This window comes from Janthinobacterium sp. YR213 (genome assembly GCF_900099875.1).
GTDB lineage: Bacteria > Pseudomonadota > Gammaproteobacteria > Burkholderiales > Burkholderiaceae_D > Janthinobacterium > Janthinobacterium lividum.
In genome coordinates this window covers 508,962-524,359 of the sequence record NZ_FNDA01000005.1, presented here as the reverse complement: position 1 = coordinate 524,359, position 15,398 = coordinate 508,962, and the positions used below count along the sequence as shown (strand labels likewise).

Genomic DNA, 15,398 nt, shown 5'->3' with positions numbered 1-15,398 from the left:
CAATGGCTGAACATGATATTCCTCGACTTTCCCGCCTTGTCCGCGCTGGCCACCGCTTCGGCCACGATTACCAAAAAATGCAGCTGCTGCGCCGTCCCGCTGGACGCCTGGCAGCGCCTGCCTACCTCGCTGGAGCTGGACCGCTTTGAAGAAATCGGCACCCTGCGCGAAGATCCGTACGAGGAACCGACGTTTGCCGAATACCACCCGCACGGCACGCGCTACGACAGCATCGATGCGCCCATCGCCCCGCGCTACTATCCCGCGAACCTGAGCCAGGTGGCCCGCTGCCTGAACTGCGGCCGTTACTACCTGCGCTACAACGAGGCGGGCGGCTACTTCACGGAACTGCGCATCCGCGCGCTGCGCCCGGAATTGCTGGCCGACGCGGCGTAGTCACTGCTACAGGCTTTCCTTGACGTGCACGATGCCGTGTTCATCGTAGATCGAGTACACGGCGGCGAGGATGTTTTCCAGTTCAGGCGAGCGGTCCATATGCCGCATGCTGAATAAAATCGGCGAGAACGCATGCTTGTCGTCCAGCTTGCGGTACACGACGTTCCGGTGATGCATGGCTTGCACGCTTTCCGGCACGATGGAAATGCCCTGGCCGGCCGCCACCAGTCCCATGGAAATCTGCAGCTCGCGCACTTCCGTGACGGGGCCGGGGGTGACATTGCCTTCGCTGAACATGGCCAGCACCTGGTCGGCAAAGCTGGGGCGGGGCGCTTTCGGATACACGAGCAGGGTTTCGTGGATCAGGTCCGTGAGGCGTAATCCGCCTTCCCCCCTGGCCAGCCGGTGGCCGGGCGGCAGGGCCACCACCAGCCGCTCCTCGCGCAGCAGGATGCGGCGGATGCTGGGGTCTTCGCTTTTCAGGCGCCCGAAACCCACGTCGATGCGGCCTTCCTTCAGGGCCTTGAGCTGCTGCACCGTCGTCATTTCATGCAGGGTCACGTCGACCTCGGGATGGCGCTCGCAAAAGCGGTGCACGATGTCTGGCAATTCCCCATACAGGGTAGAGGCGACAAAGCCGATCGACAGGGTGCGTTCCAGTTTGCCGACACGCTGCGTCATCGCCTGCAGGTCGCGCACCTGGTCGAGCAGGGGCCGCGCATGGGCGAGGAAAAACTCGCCCGCTTCCGTCAGGCGCAAGGGACGCGAACCCTTTTCGATCAGCGCCACGCCGAGGATTTCTTCCAGCTGCTGCATCTGCCGGCTCAGCGGCGGCTGCGCGATGTGCAAGCGCGCGGCGGCCCGCGTGAAGTTCCTTTCCTCCGCGACCGCAACGAAGTAGCGCAAGTGCCGTAATTCCATCTTCATACCTTTCAGGTATAGGTTTGATACCAACTCGGTGTTGGACGTGGAGAGATTCGGGGAATATCGTGTCACCACTCCACAGAATTATACGGAATAAATATGATTCAAAATATCGAGACCTACCTGGTCGATGTGCCAACCATTCGTCCGCACCGGATGTCCGTCGCCACCATGAATACGCAAACCCTGGTGCTGGTGCGGCTGCGCTGCGCTGACGGCATCACGGGCTGGGGCGAAGCGACCACCATTGGCGGCTTGAGCTACGGCGGCGAAAGCCCGGAAAGCATCAAGACGAATATCGATACCTATATCGCGCCGCTGCTGGTCGGCATGGAAGCGAGCGAAGTGGCCAAGGCCATGGCCAGGGTGCGCAAGGTCATACAGGGCAACCGCTTCGCCAAGTGCGCGATCGAGACGGCGCTGCTCGATGCGCAGGCGCGCCGCCTGAACGTGCCGCTGTCGGAATTGCTGGGCGGCCGCGTGCGCGATGCGCTGCCTGTGGCCTGGGTGCTGGCCAGCGGCGACACCGCGCGCGATATCGCCGAAGGGGAAAAAATGCTGGACTTGCGCCGGCACCGCATCTTCAAGCTGAAGATCGGCATGCGCGACGTGATGGATGACGTGGCCCACGTGCTGGAGATCAAGCGGGCGCTGGGCGAACGGGCCAGCGTGCGCGTCGATGTCAACCAGGCCTGGAGCGAGACGGACGCCGTGCGCGGCATCGCCGCACTAGAAGCGGGCGGCATCGACCTGATCGAGCAGCCGGTGAAAGCCGGCAACCGCGCCGCGCTGGCGCGCCTGACGCGGCGCTTCGACGTGGCCATCATGGCCGACGAAGCCTTGCACGGTCCCGCCGATGCGCTGGCGCTGGCCCAGGCCGATGCGGCCGACGTGTATGCGGTGAAAATCACCCAGTCGGGCGGCTTGCTGCCCGCGCTGGAAGTGGCCACCGTGGCGCGCCTGGCCGGCGTGGGACTGTACGGCGGCACCATGCTCGAAGGCGGCGTCGGCACCGCCGCCACGGCCCACGTGTGCTCCACGTTCGCGGAACTGGCCTGGGGCACGGAGCTGTTCGGGCCACTGCTGCTGACGCAGGAAGTCCTGCGCGAGCCGCTGGTCTACCGCGATTTCATGCTGCAAGTGCCGACGGGGCCGGGCCTGGGCGTGGAGATCGATACCGACAAGCTGCGTGCCATGCAGCGTCAATAAAGGAGACACCATGTTATTCCATGTACGCATGAACGTGAACCTGCCCGTCAGCATGCCGGCGGAACAGGCAGCGCAGCTGAAACAGACGGAGAGGGAACTGGCGCAGCGCCTGCAGCACGAGGGCAAGTGGCGCCACCTGTGGCGCATCGCCGGCCAGTACGCCAACATCAGCGTCTTCGATGTGGACAGCGTGGAGGAGCTGCACAACTTGCTCACCTCCTTGCCGCTGTTTCCCTACATGCAGATCGACGTGATGCCGCTGTGCCGCCATCCCTCGTCGGTGCGCGACGGCGATGCCTGACCCGCAGAGCAATGGAGACATGCGATGAAACACACGGATACCGGAATTGTCGTGACCACCTGGAACGGGGAAGATACGCTGCTGCATTACCGCACCGATGGCGAGCGGGGAAAACCATGTCTGCTGCTGTCGAATTCCCTGGGCACGGACCTGTCCATGTGGGATGCCCAGGCGGCGAACCTGGCCAGCGACTTTTATGTCGTGCGCTACGATACGCGCGGCCATGGCCGGTCGGCCAGCGGCGGCGCGCCGTTCGGCATCGAGCGCCTGGGCCTGGACGTGGTGGCGCTGCTCGACCACCTGGATATCGCCCGTGCCGCGTTCTGCGGCATTTCCATGGGCGGCTTGACGGGCCAGTGGCTGGGCATCCATCAGCCGCGGCGTCTGACGCATCTGGTGCTGGCGAATACGGCGGCGCGCATCGGCACGGCCGACGCCTGGCTGGCGCGCGCGGTGCAGGTGCGCCGCGACGGCATGGACACGGTGGCCGATGGCGCCGCCGCGCGCTGGTTCACGCCAGCCTTCATCGCGCGGGAAGCGGCCACGGTGGCGCGCATGATCGCCACCCTGCGCGGACAGGATGCCGAAGGCTACGCGGCCTGCTGCGCAGCGCTGGCGCAGGCGGACTTGCGCGCGCAGGTGCCCACGATTGCGGTGCCCACTCTGATCATCGCCGGCGAACACGATCCCGTCACCACGGTGGACGATGCGCGCTGGCTGCAGCGGCAGGTGGCAGGCGCGCAGCTGGCCCAGGTGCCCGCGTCGCATTTGTCGAATGTCGAGGCGGCGCCAGCCTTCACGGCGCAGCTGCGCGCCTTTGTATCGTCGCCGGCAAGGTAAGATTTCGCTTTGCCCCTGAGCACCGCCACCGGCAAAGACCGGCACGCGGCAGGGGAAGCTTTTTTGAAAAAATAATAAGAAAAAAAGCAAACTTGGAGTAGACAGATGGAAAACAGATTGATCATTATCGCGGCAGTCACGGTGGGCTATTTCGCCCTCATGTCGTACATTACGTATAGCGTGCGCAAGCATGCCAACAGCGCCGAGGGCATGACGGCGGGCGGGCGCAATTATCCCGCCTACCTGATCGGCGCGCTGCTATTGTCGGAATTTATCGGCAGCTCCGTCAGCATCGGCACGGCCCAGAAGGGTTATGAACTGGGTATTTCCGCCGCCTGGAATCTGGTGGCGCTGTCGCTGGGCTTCTTGCTGCTGGCCATCGTGCTGGTGAAAAAATACAAGGAAAGCGGGCAGTCGACGATTTCCGGCATCCTGGCGCAAACCTACGGCGAACCCGTGCGCTATGCGGCGTCCATCCTCACCATCGTTGCGCTGAGCATCGTTGCCGTGGCCCTGTACGCGAGTGGCGGCGCCGTGCTGGCAGCCGTGTTGCATATCAACAAGACCGTGGCCATCTTGCTGGTGGGCGCCATTACCGTGATCTATGTCAGCCTGGGCGGCATGCGCTCGGTGGTGTACACCAATTTTGCCCACTCCATCGTCAAGTACTTGGGCGTGATCCTGGCGCTGGCGTATGCGCTGGAAGCAACAGGCGGCATCGGCGCGCTGCAGGCGCAACTGCCGGCCAAGATGTTCAACTGGGTCGAGATCGGCTGGGGCCAGATCATCGCCTGGATGATCGGCGGCATCGGTTCCATCTTCGCCACGCAATACGTGATCCAGGCCCTGGTCAGCACGGACAATCCGGCCGTGGCCAAGCGGGCCTGCTATTACGTGTCGTCCTTGATGATTCCGTTCGGCCTGATGGCGGCCCTGATCGGCATGTGCAGTGCCGTGCTGTATCCGGGCATGAAGTCGATCGACGCCTTCCCGACCCTGATCGCCCACATGCCGGCGTTTTCCGCCAGCATCATGATCGTCGGCCTGGCCGGCGCCCTGTTCGGCGGCATTTCCGCCACCACCCTGGCATCGGCCACCCTGGCCATGAAGGATTTTTATGATCCCTGGTACAACAAGGCGAAGAACGACGCGAAATCGCTGATGTTCCTGCGCATCGCCATCGTCGTGGCCGGCTTGCTGCCGCTGGTGCTGGCGCTGTATGCGGAAAAACTGCTGATGATCGCCTTCCTGGGCAAGGCCCTGCGCGCCACCCTGGCAGTGCTGGTACTGATGGCCTTCTATGCGCCGAAGTTCGGCACGCCGCGCGGCGCCTTTGTCGGCGTGATCGTTTCCGTGATCGCCACCATCGGCTGGTTCCTGGCGGGCAATCCGTACGGTGTCGACAGTTCCTACCTGGCGCTGGCTGGCCCGCTGCTGACCATGGGCATCAGCCATCTGTTCAAGCCGGCGCAAGCGTTGGCGAAGCCGGCATCGTCGTCGCGGCTGTAGCTTGCCCAAGCCTCACACCAGTCCCGTCATGTAATAGATGGCAATGACGAGGAACACGGCCACCGTCTTGATGACGGTGATGCCGAAAATGTCGCGGTAGGACTGGCGGTGCGTGAGGCCCGTCACGGCCAGCAGGGTGATCACGGCGCCATTGTGCGGCAAGGTATCCATGCCGCCGCTGGCCATGGCCACCACGCGGTGCATGACTTCGAGCGGAATGTGCGCCTGCTGCGCGGCCTGGATAAAACTGTCCGACATGGCCGCCAGCGCAATGCTCATGCCGCCCGAAGCCGATCCCGTAATGCCGGCCAGGGTCGTCACGGAGACCGCTGCGTTGACGAGCGGATCGGGCACGCTGCGCAAGGTGTTGCTGACGGCAAGAAAACCGGGCAGGGCGGCGATGACGCCGCCAAAGCCATATTCGGATGCCGTATTCATGGCCGCCAGCAGGGCGCCGCCCACGGCCGCCTTGGTGCCTTCGGCAAAGGCGGCGCGGATGCGCCCGAAGGCCGTCAGGCACACGAGCAAGATGCCCAGCAATAAGGCGCCTTCCACGGCCCAGATACCGGTCACTGACGCTATCGACGTCGACACGGGCGCATGCAAGCCGGGCAGGGCCTCGGCGGTGAGTACGTAACTGTCGCCATACCAGTGGGGAATCAGCTTGGTCAGCGCAAAGTTGGCCACGCCCACCAGCACCAAAGGCGCCACCGACAGCAGCGGATGGGGCAAGTCGCCACCGCCTGTCTTGGCCTGTTCCGCTTCCACGCCATAACCTTCGCCCGTCGCCATGACGGACCGGCGGCGCCATTCCAGGAAGGCCAGTCCCATGATCACCGTCAGCACGGCGCCGATTGTGCCCAGCCATGGCGCGGCCCAGCCGGTCGTATTGAAAAAGGTGGTGGGGATGATGTTCTGGATTTGCGGCGTGCCGGGCAAGGTATCCATGGTGAAGGAAAATGCGCCCAGGGCGATGGCGCCCGGCATCAGCCGCTTGGGAATATTGCTCTGGCGGTACAGCTCGGCCGCGAACGGGTACACGGCAAATACCACCACGAACAGCGACACGCCGCCGTACGTCAGGGCCGCGCACACGGCAACGATGACGGCATTCGCGCGCGAAATGCCGATATAGCGGATGGCGGCCACGACGATGGACTGTGAAAAGCCGGACAGCTCGATCAGCTTGCCGAACACGGCGCCGAGCAAAAAGACGGGGAAATACAGCTTGATAAAGCCCACCATCTTTTCCATGAAGATACCGCTGAAGACAGCCGGCACGGCGGACGGATCGGTGAGCAGCACGGCACCCAGCGCGGCGACCGGCGCAAACAGGATCACGCTGTAGCCACGGTAGGCGGCCAGCATCAGGAAGGCCAGTGCGGCCAGAACTATCAGGAAAGACATCGGTCAGGCCCTTGCGCGAGAAGTGATCAAGATATTAATAATGCAGTTAATATCATACTTCCCGGCAACCTGCCAACGCGCAGGTCAAGGTGACGGCAGTTCACGCCAGCCTAGTGAGGAAAAAAGCTGGTCGGGGTGAGAGGATTCGAACCTCCGGCCTCTGCGTCCCGAACGCAGCGCTCTACCAGGCTGAGCCACACCCCGCTCCTTCATTACAGCAGATGGTGGCACGGCTTTCAAGCGGCTGCATCAAGGTCTATTTCTTTTCCTGCTGCGCCTTCCTGATTTCCGCTTCGCTCACTTTCTTGGCTGGCGCATTCGTCGCAGGCGAAGTCGGGGCCTTGCGGGTGGCGTTGGCTTGCGCCATGACGGCGGCGCAGTCCGTGTCGGGGGCCTTGTCGACACTGACCAGCGGCAGCAGGGCGGCCAGCGGCGTGACGACGGTGGCCAGCGCCACGGCGGCGCCGGCTTTCAACGCCAGCGGGCCTTTTTGCGGGCCCACGTCCGGGTTCTTGAACGTGCCTTTCGCATACAGCGGCGTGCGCAGGGTGATGATGCGGGCGCCTTTGGTACGGGGGCGCACGTCGAGGTCCAGGGTTTCGCTTGCCAGGTTGACGTTGCCCGTGACATTCACGACGGCGCTGTCCGTGTCGAGCACGAAGCGGCGCACGTTGGCCTGGCCATTCGTGACGGCGAAGTCGCTGGCCAGGCAGTTCAGGTGGACTTGTTTGTCGCCAAAGATTTTCACGAAGACGGCGTTGGCCAGGTTCAGGCCAGCCAGTTCCAGCATGAACTGGCTGACGGAGCCTTCGCTGACAGTGGCCGCCAGCTCGCCATTCGCGCTGGCCAGCATGGCCGAGACGGAATTGCCGTGGCCCGTCAGCGCCGCATCGCCATACACTTCGCCGAAGCTCGCTTGCATCGATTGCAGCTTGGGAAACAGTTCGCGAATTTTGAGGTGGCGCGCCGCCACCTTGGCTTGCGCGGCGATGGTCTTTTGACGGCCGTCGAGCGTGATGTTCGAGGTGATGTCGCCACCGGCCATGCCGAAGTTGAGCGGCGTCAGACTCAGCACCTTGTCTTTCATGTGGATGTTGGCGACGACATTGTTGAGCGGGATATCGTGCGTGCGCACCAGTTTCTTGCCCGTGAATTTCACGTCGGCGTCGAGCGCATTCCATTTGGCTGTATTGAACTGCTCCACGGGCAAGGCTTTGTTGTCGGGCTGCACAGGCGCCTTGCCGCGCGCCTGTTTCTGCGCATTGCTGTCGGCGCCGATGGTGGGGCCCAGGTCTTCCAGGCGCAATTGCTGCGACGTCACTTCGCCGCGCAGCAAGGGACGCGGCTGGCGCGGCAAGTACTGCAGGGTACCAGCCAGGTCGCTCTGGCCCACCGTGCCCTTGAAGTCTTGATAGGTCCAGTTCCAGATGGCGCCGTCCTTCTTGCCCAGCAGGCGGCCTTTGGTGGCGTAGTCCGGGGTTTCCGGCAGCAGCACACCCGTCAGCGGATACAGGTCGGCCATGCTGGCGCCGGCCAGGCTCAGCTGCAAATCGATGCCCGACAGCGAGCGCGGGTCCGTCAAGGTGCCATCGATGCTGGCTTTGTTCTTGCCCAGCACGGCATGCGCCTGCACGGGATAGACAGTGTTGTTATCGGTCAAGGACAGCACGGCACCTGCCTTGCCGCCGCCCGTCACGGGCGCCTTGCGGTAGCTGCCGCCCAGGGTGAATTCGATGCCGTATTTCTGCACGGGCGCGCTGCCTGGCGCGTCGCCCGGCGTGGCGTCGGGCGCTGTCGAGCTGACCTTGGCGCGCAGGTCCAGCGCGATGCCCTCGTCCAGATAGCGGATGGCACCATCGCCGAAGGCCATGCGCTGGATTTCCACGTCCCATGCCGAAGGGCCGTTGTCCTTCAAGGTCCAGCTGTTGCTGCCATCGGCGCGCCGCTGCAGGGCAATATTGGGAGAGTCGAGCGCCAGGTCCGTCAGCACCAGCCTGTGTTGCAGCAGGGGCAGCGGATGGATGGCCACGTCGATGCGTTTCGCGCTGGCCAGTTGCGGGCCGGCCGTCGCCCAGTCCGGGTTGCTCATGCGCACGTCCCGCGCGCTGATGATGGGCCGCGGCATGTAGCGGCGCCAGCCCGGCTCCGTTTTCAGCCCTTGCTTCCATTGCACCTGCAAATCGCCGCCGATGACGAAAGTGCGGCCCGTGCTTTCCGACACCTTTTCGTTGATGTAAGGGCGGGCGCGGTTCCAGTCGAAGGTCAGCACGAAGATGACCACGATGGCGATCAGGGCCAGCAGGGCGGCCAGGCTCCAGCCGAGGATTTTCAGGGGTGTCGAGCGTGTCATGGGGATGCCAATCGCAGTGATTTTTTCATCAAGATAGACCGATTGATCATGACAGTCGGTGCGCTGGGTTACGTACGCATCGTGATTACTGGCATTGATTCCATAATTCGAGTATTATTGAATTATGGAAAACAACAATACTATCGCAACGCAGGCTGCGCCGCTGACAAGCGCGGCCGCCATCGCTGCCCTGGCTGCGCTGGCACAGGAATCGCGGCTGGCCGTGTTCCGCCTGCTGGTGCAAGCGGGGCCGCAAGGCATGGCGGCGACGAAAATCGCCGAAGCGCTGGCGATCGCACCATCGTCGCTGTCGTTTCACTTGAAGGAGTTGGCGCACGCCAACCTGGTGACGGCGAGCAAGGCGGGCCGCTCCATCATCTACGCCGCCAACTATGCGGGCATGAATGGCTTGCTGGCCTTCTTGACCGAGAACTGCTGTGCTGGCGCCCCTTGTTGCGCCACTGAATCTCATTTACTCAAGGACACCACGACATGACGATCACGATCTATCACAACACGGCGTGCGGCACCTCGCGCAATACCCTGGCCCTGATCCGTAACACGGGTGTCGAGCCCGTCATCATCGATTACGTCAAGCATCCGCCTTCGCGCGAGGAATTGGTCGACCTGATCGCCCGCGCCGGCCTGACCGTGCGCGCCGTCATGCGCGACAAGGGCGCCCTGTACGACGAGCTGGGCCTGGCCAATCCGGATTTGTCCGATGCGGCCCTGCTCGACGCCATGCAAGCCCATCCTATCTTGATCAACCGCCCCATCGTCGTCACGGAACTGGGCGTGCGCCTGTGCCGGCCGTCGGAAAAAGTGCTGGACATCCTGCCGCTGCCGCAGCAAGGGGCCTTCGTCAAGGAAGACGGCCAGGCCGTGGTCGGCGCCAACGGCAAGCCGGTGGCCTGAATGAATGATTTGCCGAATATCAATGCCGCGCACCTGGACGTGCCGGACCTGGACAAGCTGGCGCCGGCCAGCGTGTCCACCCATGCGCCGCGCATCCTGCTGCTGTACGGTTCCTTGCGCGAGCGTTCGTACAGCAAGCTGCTGACCCTGGAAGCGGAACGCATCCTGCGCCACTTTGGCGCCGACACGCGCGTGTTCGATCCGCATGGCTTGCCCATGGTCGACAGCGTGTCGCCCGAGCATGCGAAGGTGCAGGAATTGCGCGCGCTGTCGCTATGGTCGGAAGGGCAAGTGTGGTGCAGCCCGGAACGCCATGGCGCCGTCACGGGCGTGTTCAAGTCGCAGATCGACTGGCTGCCGCTGGAAACGGGCAGCGTGCGGCCCACGCAGGGCCGAACCCTGGCTGTGATGCAAGTGTCGGGCGGTTCGCAATCGTTCAATGCCGTCAACGGCTTGCGCGTGCTGGGACGCTGGATGCGCATGGTGACGATACCGAACCAGTCTTCGGTTGCCAAGGCGTATCAGGAATTCGACGATGACGGCCGCATGAAACCGTCGCCGTATTACGAGCGCCTGGTCGACGTGATGGAGGAGTTGTATAAATTCACCCTGCTGGTGCGCGACCGCCGCGATTATTTGGGCAGCCGCTACAGCGAGCGGCTGGAAGCGGCACCGGCCATCGTCCAGGCATTGGCGGGCGCGGCGATGGAGCATGAGCGCAGCAAATAAGCGGCACATAAAGAAAACGGCGCCAGTGGCGCCGTTTTGTATTGCATAGGATGAAACGCGATCAGTGATTGCGGTCCACGGCAAACGAGCACAGCTGCAGCATGGATTGCTTGTAGACGCTGTCCGGCCAGCCGGCGATGGCATCGGCGGCGCGCTGGCCGGCGATTTCCGCCTGCCTGCGCGTGTAGTCGAGGGCGCCGCTACTGGTGATGGCCGTCAGGACAGCGTCGAAATGCTGTTCGTCGCCTTGCTCGATGCAGCTGCGCACCAGTTCGCGTTGCTCTGGCGTACCGTTTTCCATCAGCCAGATCAGCGGCATGGTCGGTTTGCCTTCGCGCAAGTCGTCGCCCACGTTCTTGCCGATTTCGGCGGCGTCGCCTGCATAGTCGAGCACGTCATCGATCAGCTGGAAAGCTGTGCCCAGCGAGCGGCCGTATTCGGCTGCCGCTTCGATATCGTCTTCGCTGGCTCCAGCGATCAGGGCGCCCAGTTGCGCCGACGCTTCGAACAGCTTGGCTGTCTTCGAGCGGATGACGTTCAGATAGCTTTCCTGTGTCACGTCCGGATCGTGCATGTTCAGCAACTGCAGCACTTCGCCTTCGGCGATCACGTTGGTGGCGTCGGACAGGATTTGCATGACGCGCATATTATTCAGCGATACCATCAGCTGGAACGAGCGCGAGTGCAGGAAGTCGCCCACCAGCACCGAAGCGGCATTGCCGAACAGGGCGTTGGCCGTCTGGCGTCCGCGGCGCATCGACGATTCATCGACGACGTCGTCGTGCAGCAGGGTGGCGGTGTGGATGAATTCGACCACGGCGGCCAGTTCATGGTGCGCCGTGCCGCGATAGGCGTGGGCATTGGCCACCAGCAAGATCAGCACGGGACGGATGCGTTTGCCGCCTGCGCTGATGATGTATTCAGCGATCTGGTTGATCAGAATCACATCGGAGTGCAACTTTTGGCGGATCACCGTATTGACTGCATCCATATCGGCGGCAATCGTTTGCACGATGGTGTTTTGGTTAACGTGTTTGTTAGCGTCAGACAAGGCGAACCTGCATTAGATTGTGGGTGCCGCGATTATACGACAAGGCTTGCGCGTGCGTGACGTTTGCCTATGACTGTAGAGCAATTGATTGACCTTGTTGGCACTGGCGCGCGTTTTGCTGTCCGCCTGGCGCAAGCCTGACATGATGGTCAGGTTGTCGACATACCACGATCATCAAGCTTTGTGAATAGTTTTTGACGCAATTTCTCAGTCCGTGTATAATCGCTGGTTCCCCCTGTTGTGCACGGCTTGCTTTTCATGGCAGTGGGACAAATTCTTTCAACATTTGATGAGGTTTCAAATCATGTACGCGGTCATAAAAACCGGTGGCAAACAATACAAAGTTGTCGCTGGCGAAAAACTTAAAGTAGAACAGATACCGGCAGACATTGGTTCCGAAATCACCATCGATCAAGTTCTCGCAGTAGGCGCGGGCGACAGCATCAAGTTTGGTGCTCCATTGGTCGAAGGTGCAACGGTACTGGTTACGGTTGTGGCGCATGGTCGCCATGATAAGGTCAAAATTTTCAAGATGCGTCGTCGTAAGCATTACCAAAAGCATCAAGGCCATCGCCAGAATTTTACCGAAATCCAAATCGTTTCGATCAACGGCTAATCGCCGCTGTTTGAATTAATCAGCTATCAAGGAGTCTTAAATGGCACATAAAAAAGGCGGCGGCACAACGCGAAACGGCCGTGATTCAGAATCAAAACGTCTGGGCGTTAAAGTCTACGGCGGCCAAGCTATCAATGCTGGCGGCATCATCATTCGTCAACGCGGCACCCCAGTGCGCGCTGGCGAAGGCGTAGGCATGGGCAAGGACCACACGTTGTTCGCGCTGATCGCGGGCAAAGTGAAGTTCGTTGTCAAAGGTGCAGGCTCGAAGCAATTCGTGACCGTTGTACCTAACGCAGCAGTACCAGCGTAATTCGTCGCGGAGCGCCAGTTCGCTCCGCAATGATCGCATGATGTAAGGCGCAAGCCTTCAATCGAAAGGCTCTGCCCAAGGTAGAGCCTTTTTAGTTTTATGGCGGCAAAATTATGAAGTTTATCGACGAAGCAAAAATCGAAGTCATCGCGGGCGATGGCGGCAACGGCTGCGCCTCTTTCTGCCGTGAAAAATTCCGGCCTTTCGGCGGTCCCGATGGCGGCGATGGCGGCAAGGGCGGCACCATTTGGGCAGTCGCCGACCGCAATATCAACACGCTCGTCGATTTCCGCTTCTCCAAAATGCACAAGGCTCGCAATGGCGAGCCTGGCCGTGGCGCAGATTGCTATGGCAAGGGCGCCGATGACATCCACCTGCGCATGCCGGTCGGCACCTTGATCATCGACAACGCGAGCGGCGAAATCCTGGCCGATCTGACCGAGCACGGCCAGACCGAAATGCTGGCCAAGGGCGGCGAAGGCGGCTGGGGCAATATCCACTTCAAGTCCTCGACCAACCGCGCACCGCGTCAAAAAGGCGAGGGCAAGGAAGGCGAACGCCGCGAACTGCGCCTGGAACTGAAAGTGCTGGCTGACGTGGGCCTGCTGGGCATGCCGAACGCCGGCAAGTCGACCTTCATTTCGGCCGTCTCGAACGCGCGTCCGAAAATTGCCGATTATCCATTTACCACCCTGCACCCGAACCTGGGCGTGGTGCGCGTGTCGCACGAGAAGAGCTTTGTGATCGCCGACATTCCCGGCTTGATCGAAGGCGCTTCCGAAGGCGCGGGCCTGGGCCATCAATTCCTGCGCCACTTGCAGCGCACGGGTCTGCTGTTGCACATCGTCGACCTGGCGCCGTTTGAAACCAACGTCGATCCTGTCAAGGAAGCCAAGGCGCTGGTCAAGGAATTGAAAAAGTACGACGAGTCGCTGGTCGACAAACCGCGCTGGCTGGTGTTGAACAAGCTCGACATGGTGCCGGAAGAAGAGCGCAAGAAGATCGTCAAGGACTTCCTCAAGCGTTTCGCCTGGAAAGGTCCCGTCTTCGAGATCTCCGCGCTGAACCATCAGGGTTGCCCGGAACTGGTGAATGCGATTTACCAGCATCTGGAAGAGAAGAAACACAGCGAAAGCCGTGCCGAAGAAACGCAGATGACCGAAGAAGCACGCGGTATCTCGTCGATCGACCCGGATGATCCGCGTTTCAAGATCCTCGACTAAGGCTTTACCCTGATGTCGGTACAGACGGCCGCTGTCGCGCCAGCGCGCAAGCAAGCGTGGCAGCGCCGTGTATTGCATCTGATCGCGTATGCTTACGGGCTGAGCGCGGTCGCCTGCCTGTTGTTCGCCGATGAAATGGCGGCCGGCATGGGCATCTTCCTCAATGGCGTCAACGGCTACAGCCAGTTCTACGCTACTCATGTCGGTGTCTGGGGCGCTACCGCGCTCCTGGCGCTGTTCGCGGCACGGCAGGGCGAACCGCCTGTCCTCGGCGATATCACTGCAATGTTGGTCCTGGCGCAGCCCGCCGGCCGTCTGTTCGCGGCCATCAGCTTCGGCTTGCCCCAGGGTTTTGTGTTGTTCATGTGCGCAATGGAGCTGACGGCGGGGCTGGCCTTGCTGCTGCTGCGTCCTGCGCGCTGACGTCTATTAAGTGAAGAGCGCCGCCCCATGGATTCCGTGATTCAAAAAGCTACCCGCATCATCATCAAAGTCGGTTCTTCGCTGGTCACCAACGATGGCCGCGGACTCGATCATGCCGCCATCGCGCGCTGGGCCGCGCAGATTTCCGGCTTGCGCGTCCTGGGCAAGGAAGTCGTGCTGGTGAGTTCCGGCGCTATCGCCGAAGGCATGCTGCGCCTCGGTTTCGAGCAGCGCCCCACCGATATCCACGAATTGCAGGCTTGCGCCGCCGTCGGCCAGATGGGCCTGGCGCAAATCTATGAAAGCAGCTTCCGCGCCCACAGCCTCGGCACGGCGCAAGTGCTGCTCACGCACGCCGACCTGGCCGACCGCGAACGCTACCTGAATGCCCGTTCCACCCTGACGACCCTGCTGCGTCTGGGCGTGGTGCCGATCATCAATGAAAACGACACCGTCGTCACCGATGAAATCAAGTTCGGGGACAACGACACACTGGGCGCCCTGGTGGCCAACCTGATCGAAGCCGATGCGCTGGTCATCCTGACGGACCAGCACGGCCTGTTCTCGGCCGACCCGCGCAAGGACCCGGACGCTTACCTGATCACGCAAGGCATCGCCGGCGATCCGGCCCTGGAAGCGATGGCCGGCGGTGCCGGCAGCAGCCTGGGGCGTGGCGGCATGCTGACGAAAATCCTTGCCGCCAAGCGCGCCGCCAAGTCCGGCGCCCATACCATCATCGCCTGGGGCCGCGACAGCGACGTGCTCAGCCGCCTGGCCCAGGGCGAAGCGATCGGCACGGAGTTGCGGGCGCAAACGGGGCAATTGACGGCGCGCAAGCAGTGGATGGCCGATCATCTGCATACGGCCGGCGCCGTCGTGCTCGATGCTGGCGCCGTGCAAAAGCTGCGCCAGGAAGGCAAGTCACTGTTGCCGATCGGCGTGACGGGCGTGAATGGCGAATTCGGCCGCGGCGCCGTGATCACCTGCGTCGATGCCGATGGCGCGCCCGTGGCGCGCGGCCTGTCCAACTACACGAGCGGCGAAGCGCGCCGCATCATGCGCAAGCCTTCCACCGAGATCGAGTCCATCCTCGGCTACATGGAAGGCCATGAGCTGATTCATCGCGATAATATGGTCTTGCTGTAAGCTCCCGCTTGCTGCGAATCAAAAAACGGCCCTTGCGGGCCGTTTT

General features: G+C 62.2%; 17 protein-coding genes and 1 tRNA gene. 13 read left to right on the top strand and 5 right to left on the bottom strand.

Features of this window, described 5'->3' with window-relative positions; translation table 11 throughout:
* Positions 1-12: 12 nt before the first annotated feature.
* The gene (locus BLT98_RS23350) at positions 13-396 is read left to right on the top strand and encodes a hypothetical protein (protein WP_070281055.1); all 384 of its coding nucleotides are present in this window, start codon (positions 13-15) and stop codon (positions 394-396) included.
* A 6-nt stretch (positions 397-402) separates the two neighbouring features.
* Here the strand turns inward: BLT98_RS23350 and BLT98_RS23345 are convergent, their stop codons facing one another.
* A complete protein-coding gene (locus BLT98_RS23345) occupies positions 403-1,317 on the bottom strand; it encodes a LysR family transcriptional regulator (RefSeq protein ID WP_092612096.1) in 915 nt (304 codons plus the stop codon).
* A 102-nt stretch (positions 1,318-1,419) separates the two neighbouring features.
* On the opposite strand from BLT98_RS23345, the gene BLT98_RS23340 reads away from it, so the two are divergent.
* The 4 genes from BLT98_RS23340 (at position 1,420) to BLT98_RS23325 (ending at position 5,179) form a co-directional block, all read left to right on the top strand.
* Positions 1,420-2,529: a muconate/chloromuconate family cycloisomerase gene (locus tag BLT98_RS23340; RefSeq protein ID WP_092611883.1), complete on the top strand. Its 1,110-nt coding sequence runs from the start codon at positions 1,420-1,422 to the stop codon at positions 2,527-2,529.
* 10 nt (positions 2,530-2,539) lie between these two features.
* Positions 2,540-2,830 (top strand): muconolactone Delta-isomerase, encoded by a 291-nt coding sequence (gene catC / locus BLT98_RS23335; protein WP_092611880.1) that lies wholly within the window; start codon positions 2,540-2,542, stop codon positions 2,828-2,830.
* A 24-nt stretch (positions 2,831-2,854) separates the two neighbouring features.
* On the top strand, positions 2,855-3,670 hold the full coding sequence (pcaD, locus tag BLT98_RS23330) for a 3-oxoadipate enol-lactonase (protein ID WP_092611877.1): 816 nt from the start codon (positions 2,855-2,857) through the stop codon (positions 3,668-3,670).
* Between the two features lie 105 nt (positions 3,671-3,775).
* Positions 3,776-5,179 (top strand): sodium:solute symporter family protein, encoded by a 1,404-nt coding sequence (locus BLT98_RS23325; protein WP_034782432.1) that lies wholly within the window; start codon positions 3,776-3,778, stop codon positions 5,177-5,179.
* Positions 5,180-5,191: 12 nt separating this feature from the next.
* Here BLT98_RS23325 and BLT98_RS23320 read toward each other — a convergent pair whose 3' ends face one another.
* The 3 genes from BLT98_RS23320 to BLT98_RS23310 all read right to left on the bottom strand — a co-directional run bounded on the left by BLT98_RS23320 (position 5,192) and on the right by BLT98_RS23310 (position 8,936).
* A complete protein-coding gene (locus tag BLT98_RS23320) occupies positions 5,192-6,586 on the bottom strand; it encodes a GntP family permease (RefSeq protein ID WP_092611874.1) in 1,395 nt (464 codons plus the stop codon).
* A gap of 127 nt (positions 6,587-6,713) precedes the next feature.
* A tRNA-Pro gene (locus tag BLT98_RS23315) sits at positions 6,714-6,790 on the bottom strand.
* A gap of 52 nt (positions 6,791-6,842) precedes the next feature.
* Positions 6,843-8,936 carry an AsmA family protein gene (locus BLT98_RS23310; protein ID WP_092611871.1) on the bottom strand — a complete coding sequence of 698 codons (2,094 nt, stop codon included), beginning with the start codon at positions 8,934-8,936 and terminating at the stop codon, positions 6,843-6,845.
* A gap of 124 nt (positions 8,937-9,060) precedes the next feature.
* Between BLT98_RS23310 and BLT98_RS23305 the strand changes: the two genes are divergently transcribed.
* From BLT98_RS23305 to arsH, 3 genes are read left to right on the top strand one after another with little or no spacing between them, the layout of a single operon-like run.
* Positions 9,061-9,432: an ArsR/SmtB family transcription factor gene (locus BLT98_RS23305; RefSeq protein ID WP_170846473.1), complete on the top strand. Its 372-nt coding sequence runs from the start codon at positions 9,061-9,063 to the stop codon at positions 9,430-9,432.
* Positions 9,429-9,851, top strand: a complete 423-nt coding sequence (gene arsC, locus BLT98_RS23300) for an arsenate reductase (glutaredoxin) (RefSeq protein WP_092611868.1) — start codon at positions 9,429-9,431, stop codon at positions 9,849-9,851. Before BLT98_RS23305 ends, arsC begins: the two co-directional genes overlap by 4 nt.
* Positions 9,852-10,580, top strand: coding sequence for an arsenical resistance protein ArsH (gene arsH / locus BLT98_RS23295; protein WP_092611865.1), 729 nt, complete (start codon positions 9,852-9,854; stop codon positions 10,578-10,580).
* A 61-nt stretch (positions 10,581-10,641) separates the two neighbouring features.
* Here arsH and ispB read toward each other — a convergent pair whose 3' ends face one another.
* The gene (gene ispB / locus BLT98_RS23290; protein WP_092611862.1) at positions 10,642-11,631 is read right to left on the bottom strand and encodes an octaprenyl diphosphate synthase; all 990 of its coding nucleotides are present in this window, start codon (positions 11,629-11,631) and stop codon (positions 10,642-10,644) included.
* 304 nt (positions 11,632-11,935) lie between these two features.
* On the opposite strand from ispB, the gene rplU reads away from it, so the two are divergent.
* The 5 genes from rplU to proB all read left to right on the top strand — a co-directional run bounded on the left by rplU (position 11,936) and on the right by proB (position 15,352).
* Positions 11,936-12,247, top strand: a complete 312-nt coding sequence (rplU, locus tag BLT98_RS23285) for a 50S ribosomal protein L21 (RefSeq protein WP_034754730.1) — start codon at positions 11,936-11,938, stop codon at positions 12,245-12,247.
* A 40-nt stretch (positions 12,248-12,287) separates the two neighbouring features.
* Positions 12,288-12,560, top strand: coding sequence for a 50S ribosomal protein L27 (gene rpmA, locus BLT98_RS23280; protein WP_010395157.1), 273 nt, complete (start codon positions 12,288-12,290; stop codon positions 12,558-12,560).
* Between the two features lie 113 nt (positions 12,561-12,673).
* Positions 12,674-13,783 carry a GTPase ObgE gene (gene obgE, locus BLT98_RS23275; protein ID WP_034754647.1) on the top strand — a complete coding sequence of 370 codons (1,110 nt, stop codon included), beginning with the start codon at positions 12,674-12,676 and terminating at the stop codon, positions 13,781-13,783.
* A gap of 12 nt (positions 13,784-13,795) precedes the next feature.
* Positions 13,796-14,206 carry a hypothetical protein gene (locus BLT98_RS23270; protein WP_034782445.1) on the top strand — a complete coding sequence of 137 codons (411 nt, stop codon included), beginning with the start codon at positions 13,796-13,798 and terminating at the stop codon, positions 14,204-14,206.
* A gap of 27 nt (positions 14,207-14,233) precedes the next feature.
* On the top strand, positions 14,234-15,352 hold the full coding sequence (proB, locus tag BLT98_RS23265) for a glutamate 5-kinase (protein ID WP_070260073.1): 1,119 nt from the start codon (positions 14,234-14,236) through the stop codon (positions 15,350-15,352).
* Positions 15,353-15,398: the final 46 nt, after the last annotated feature.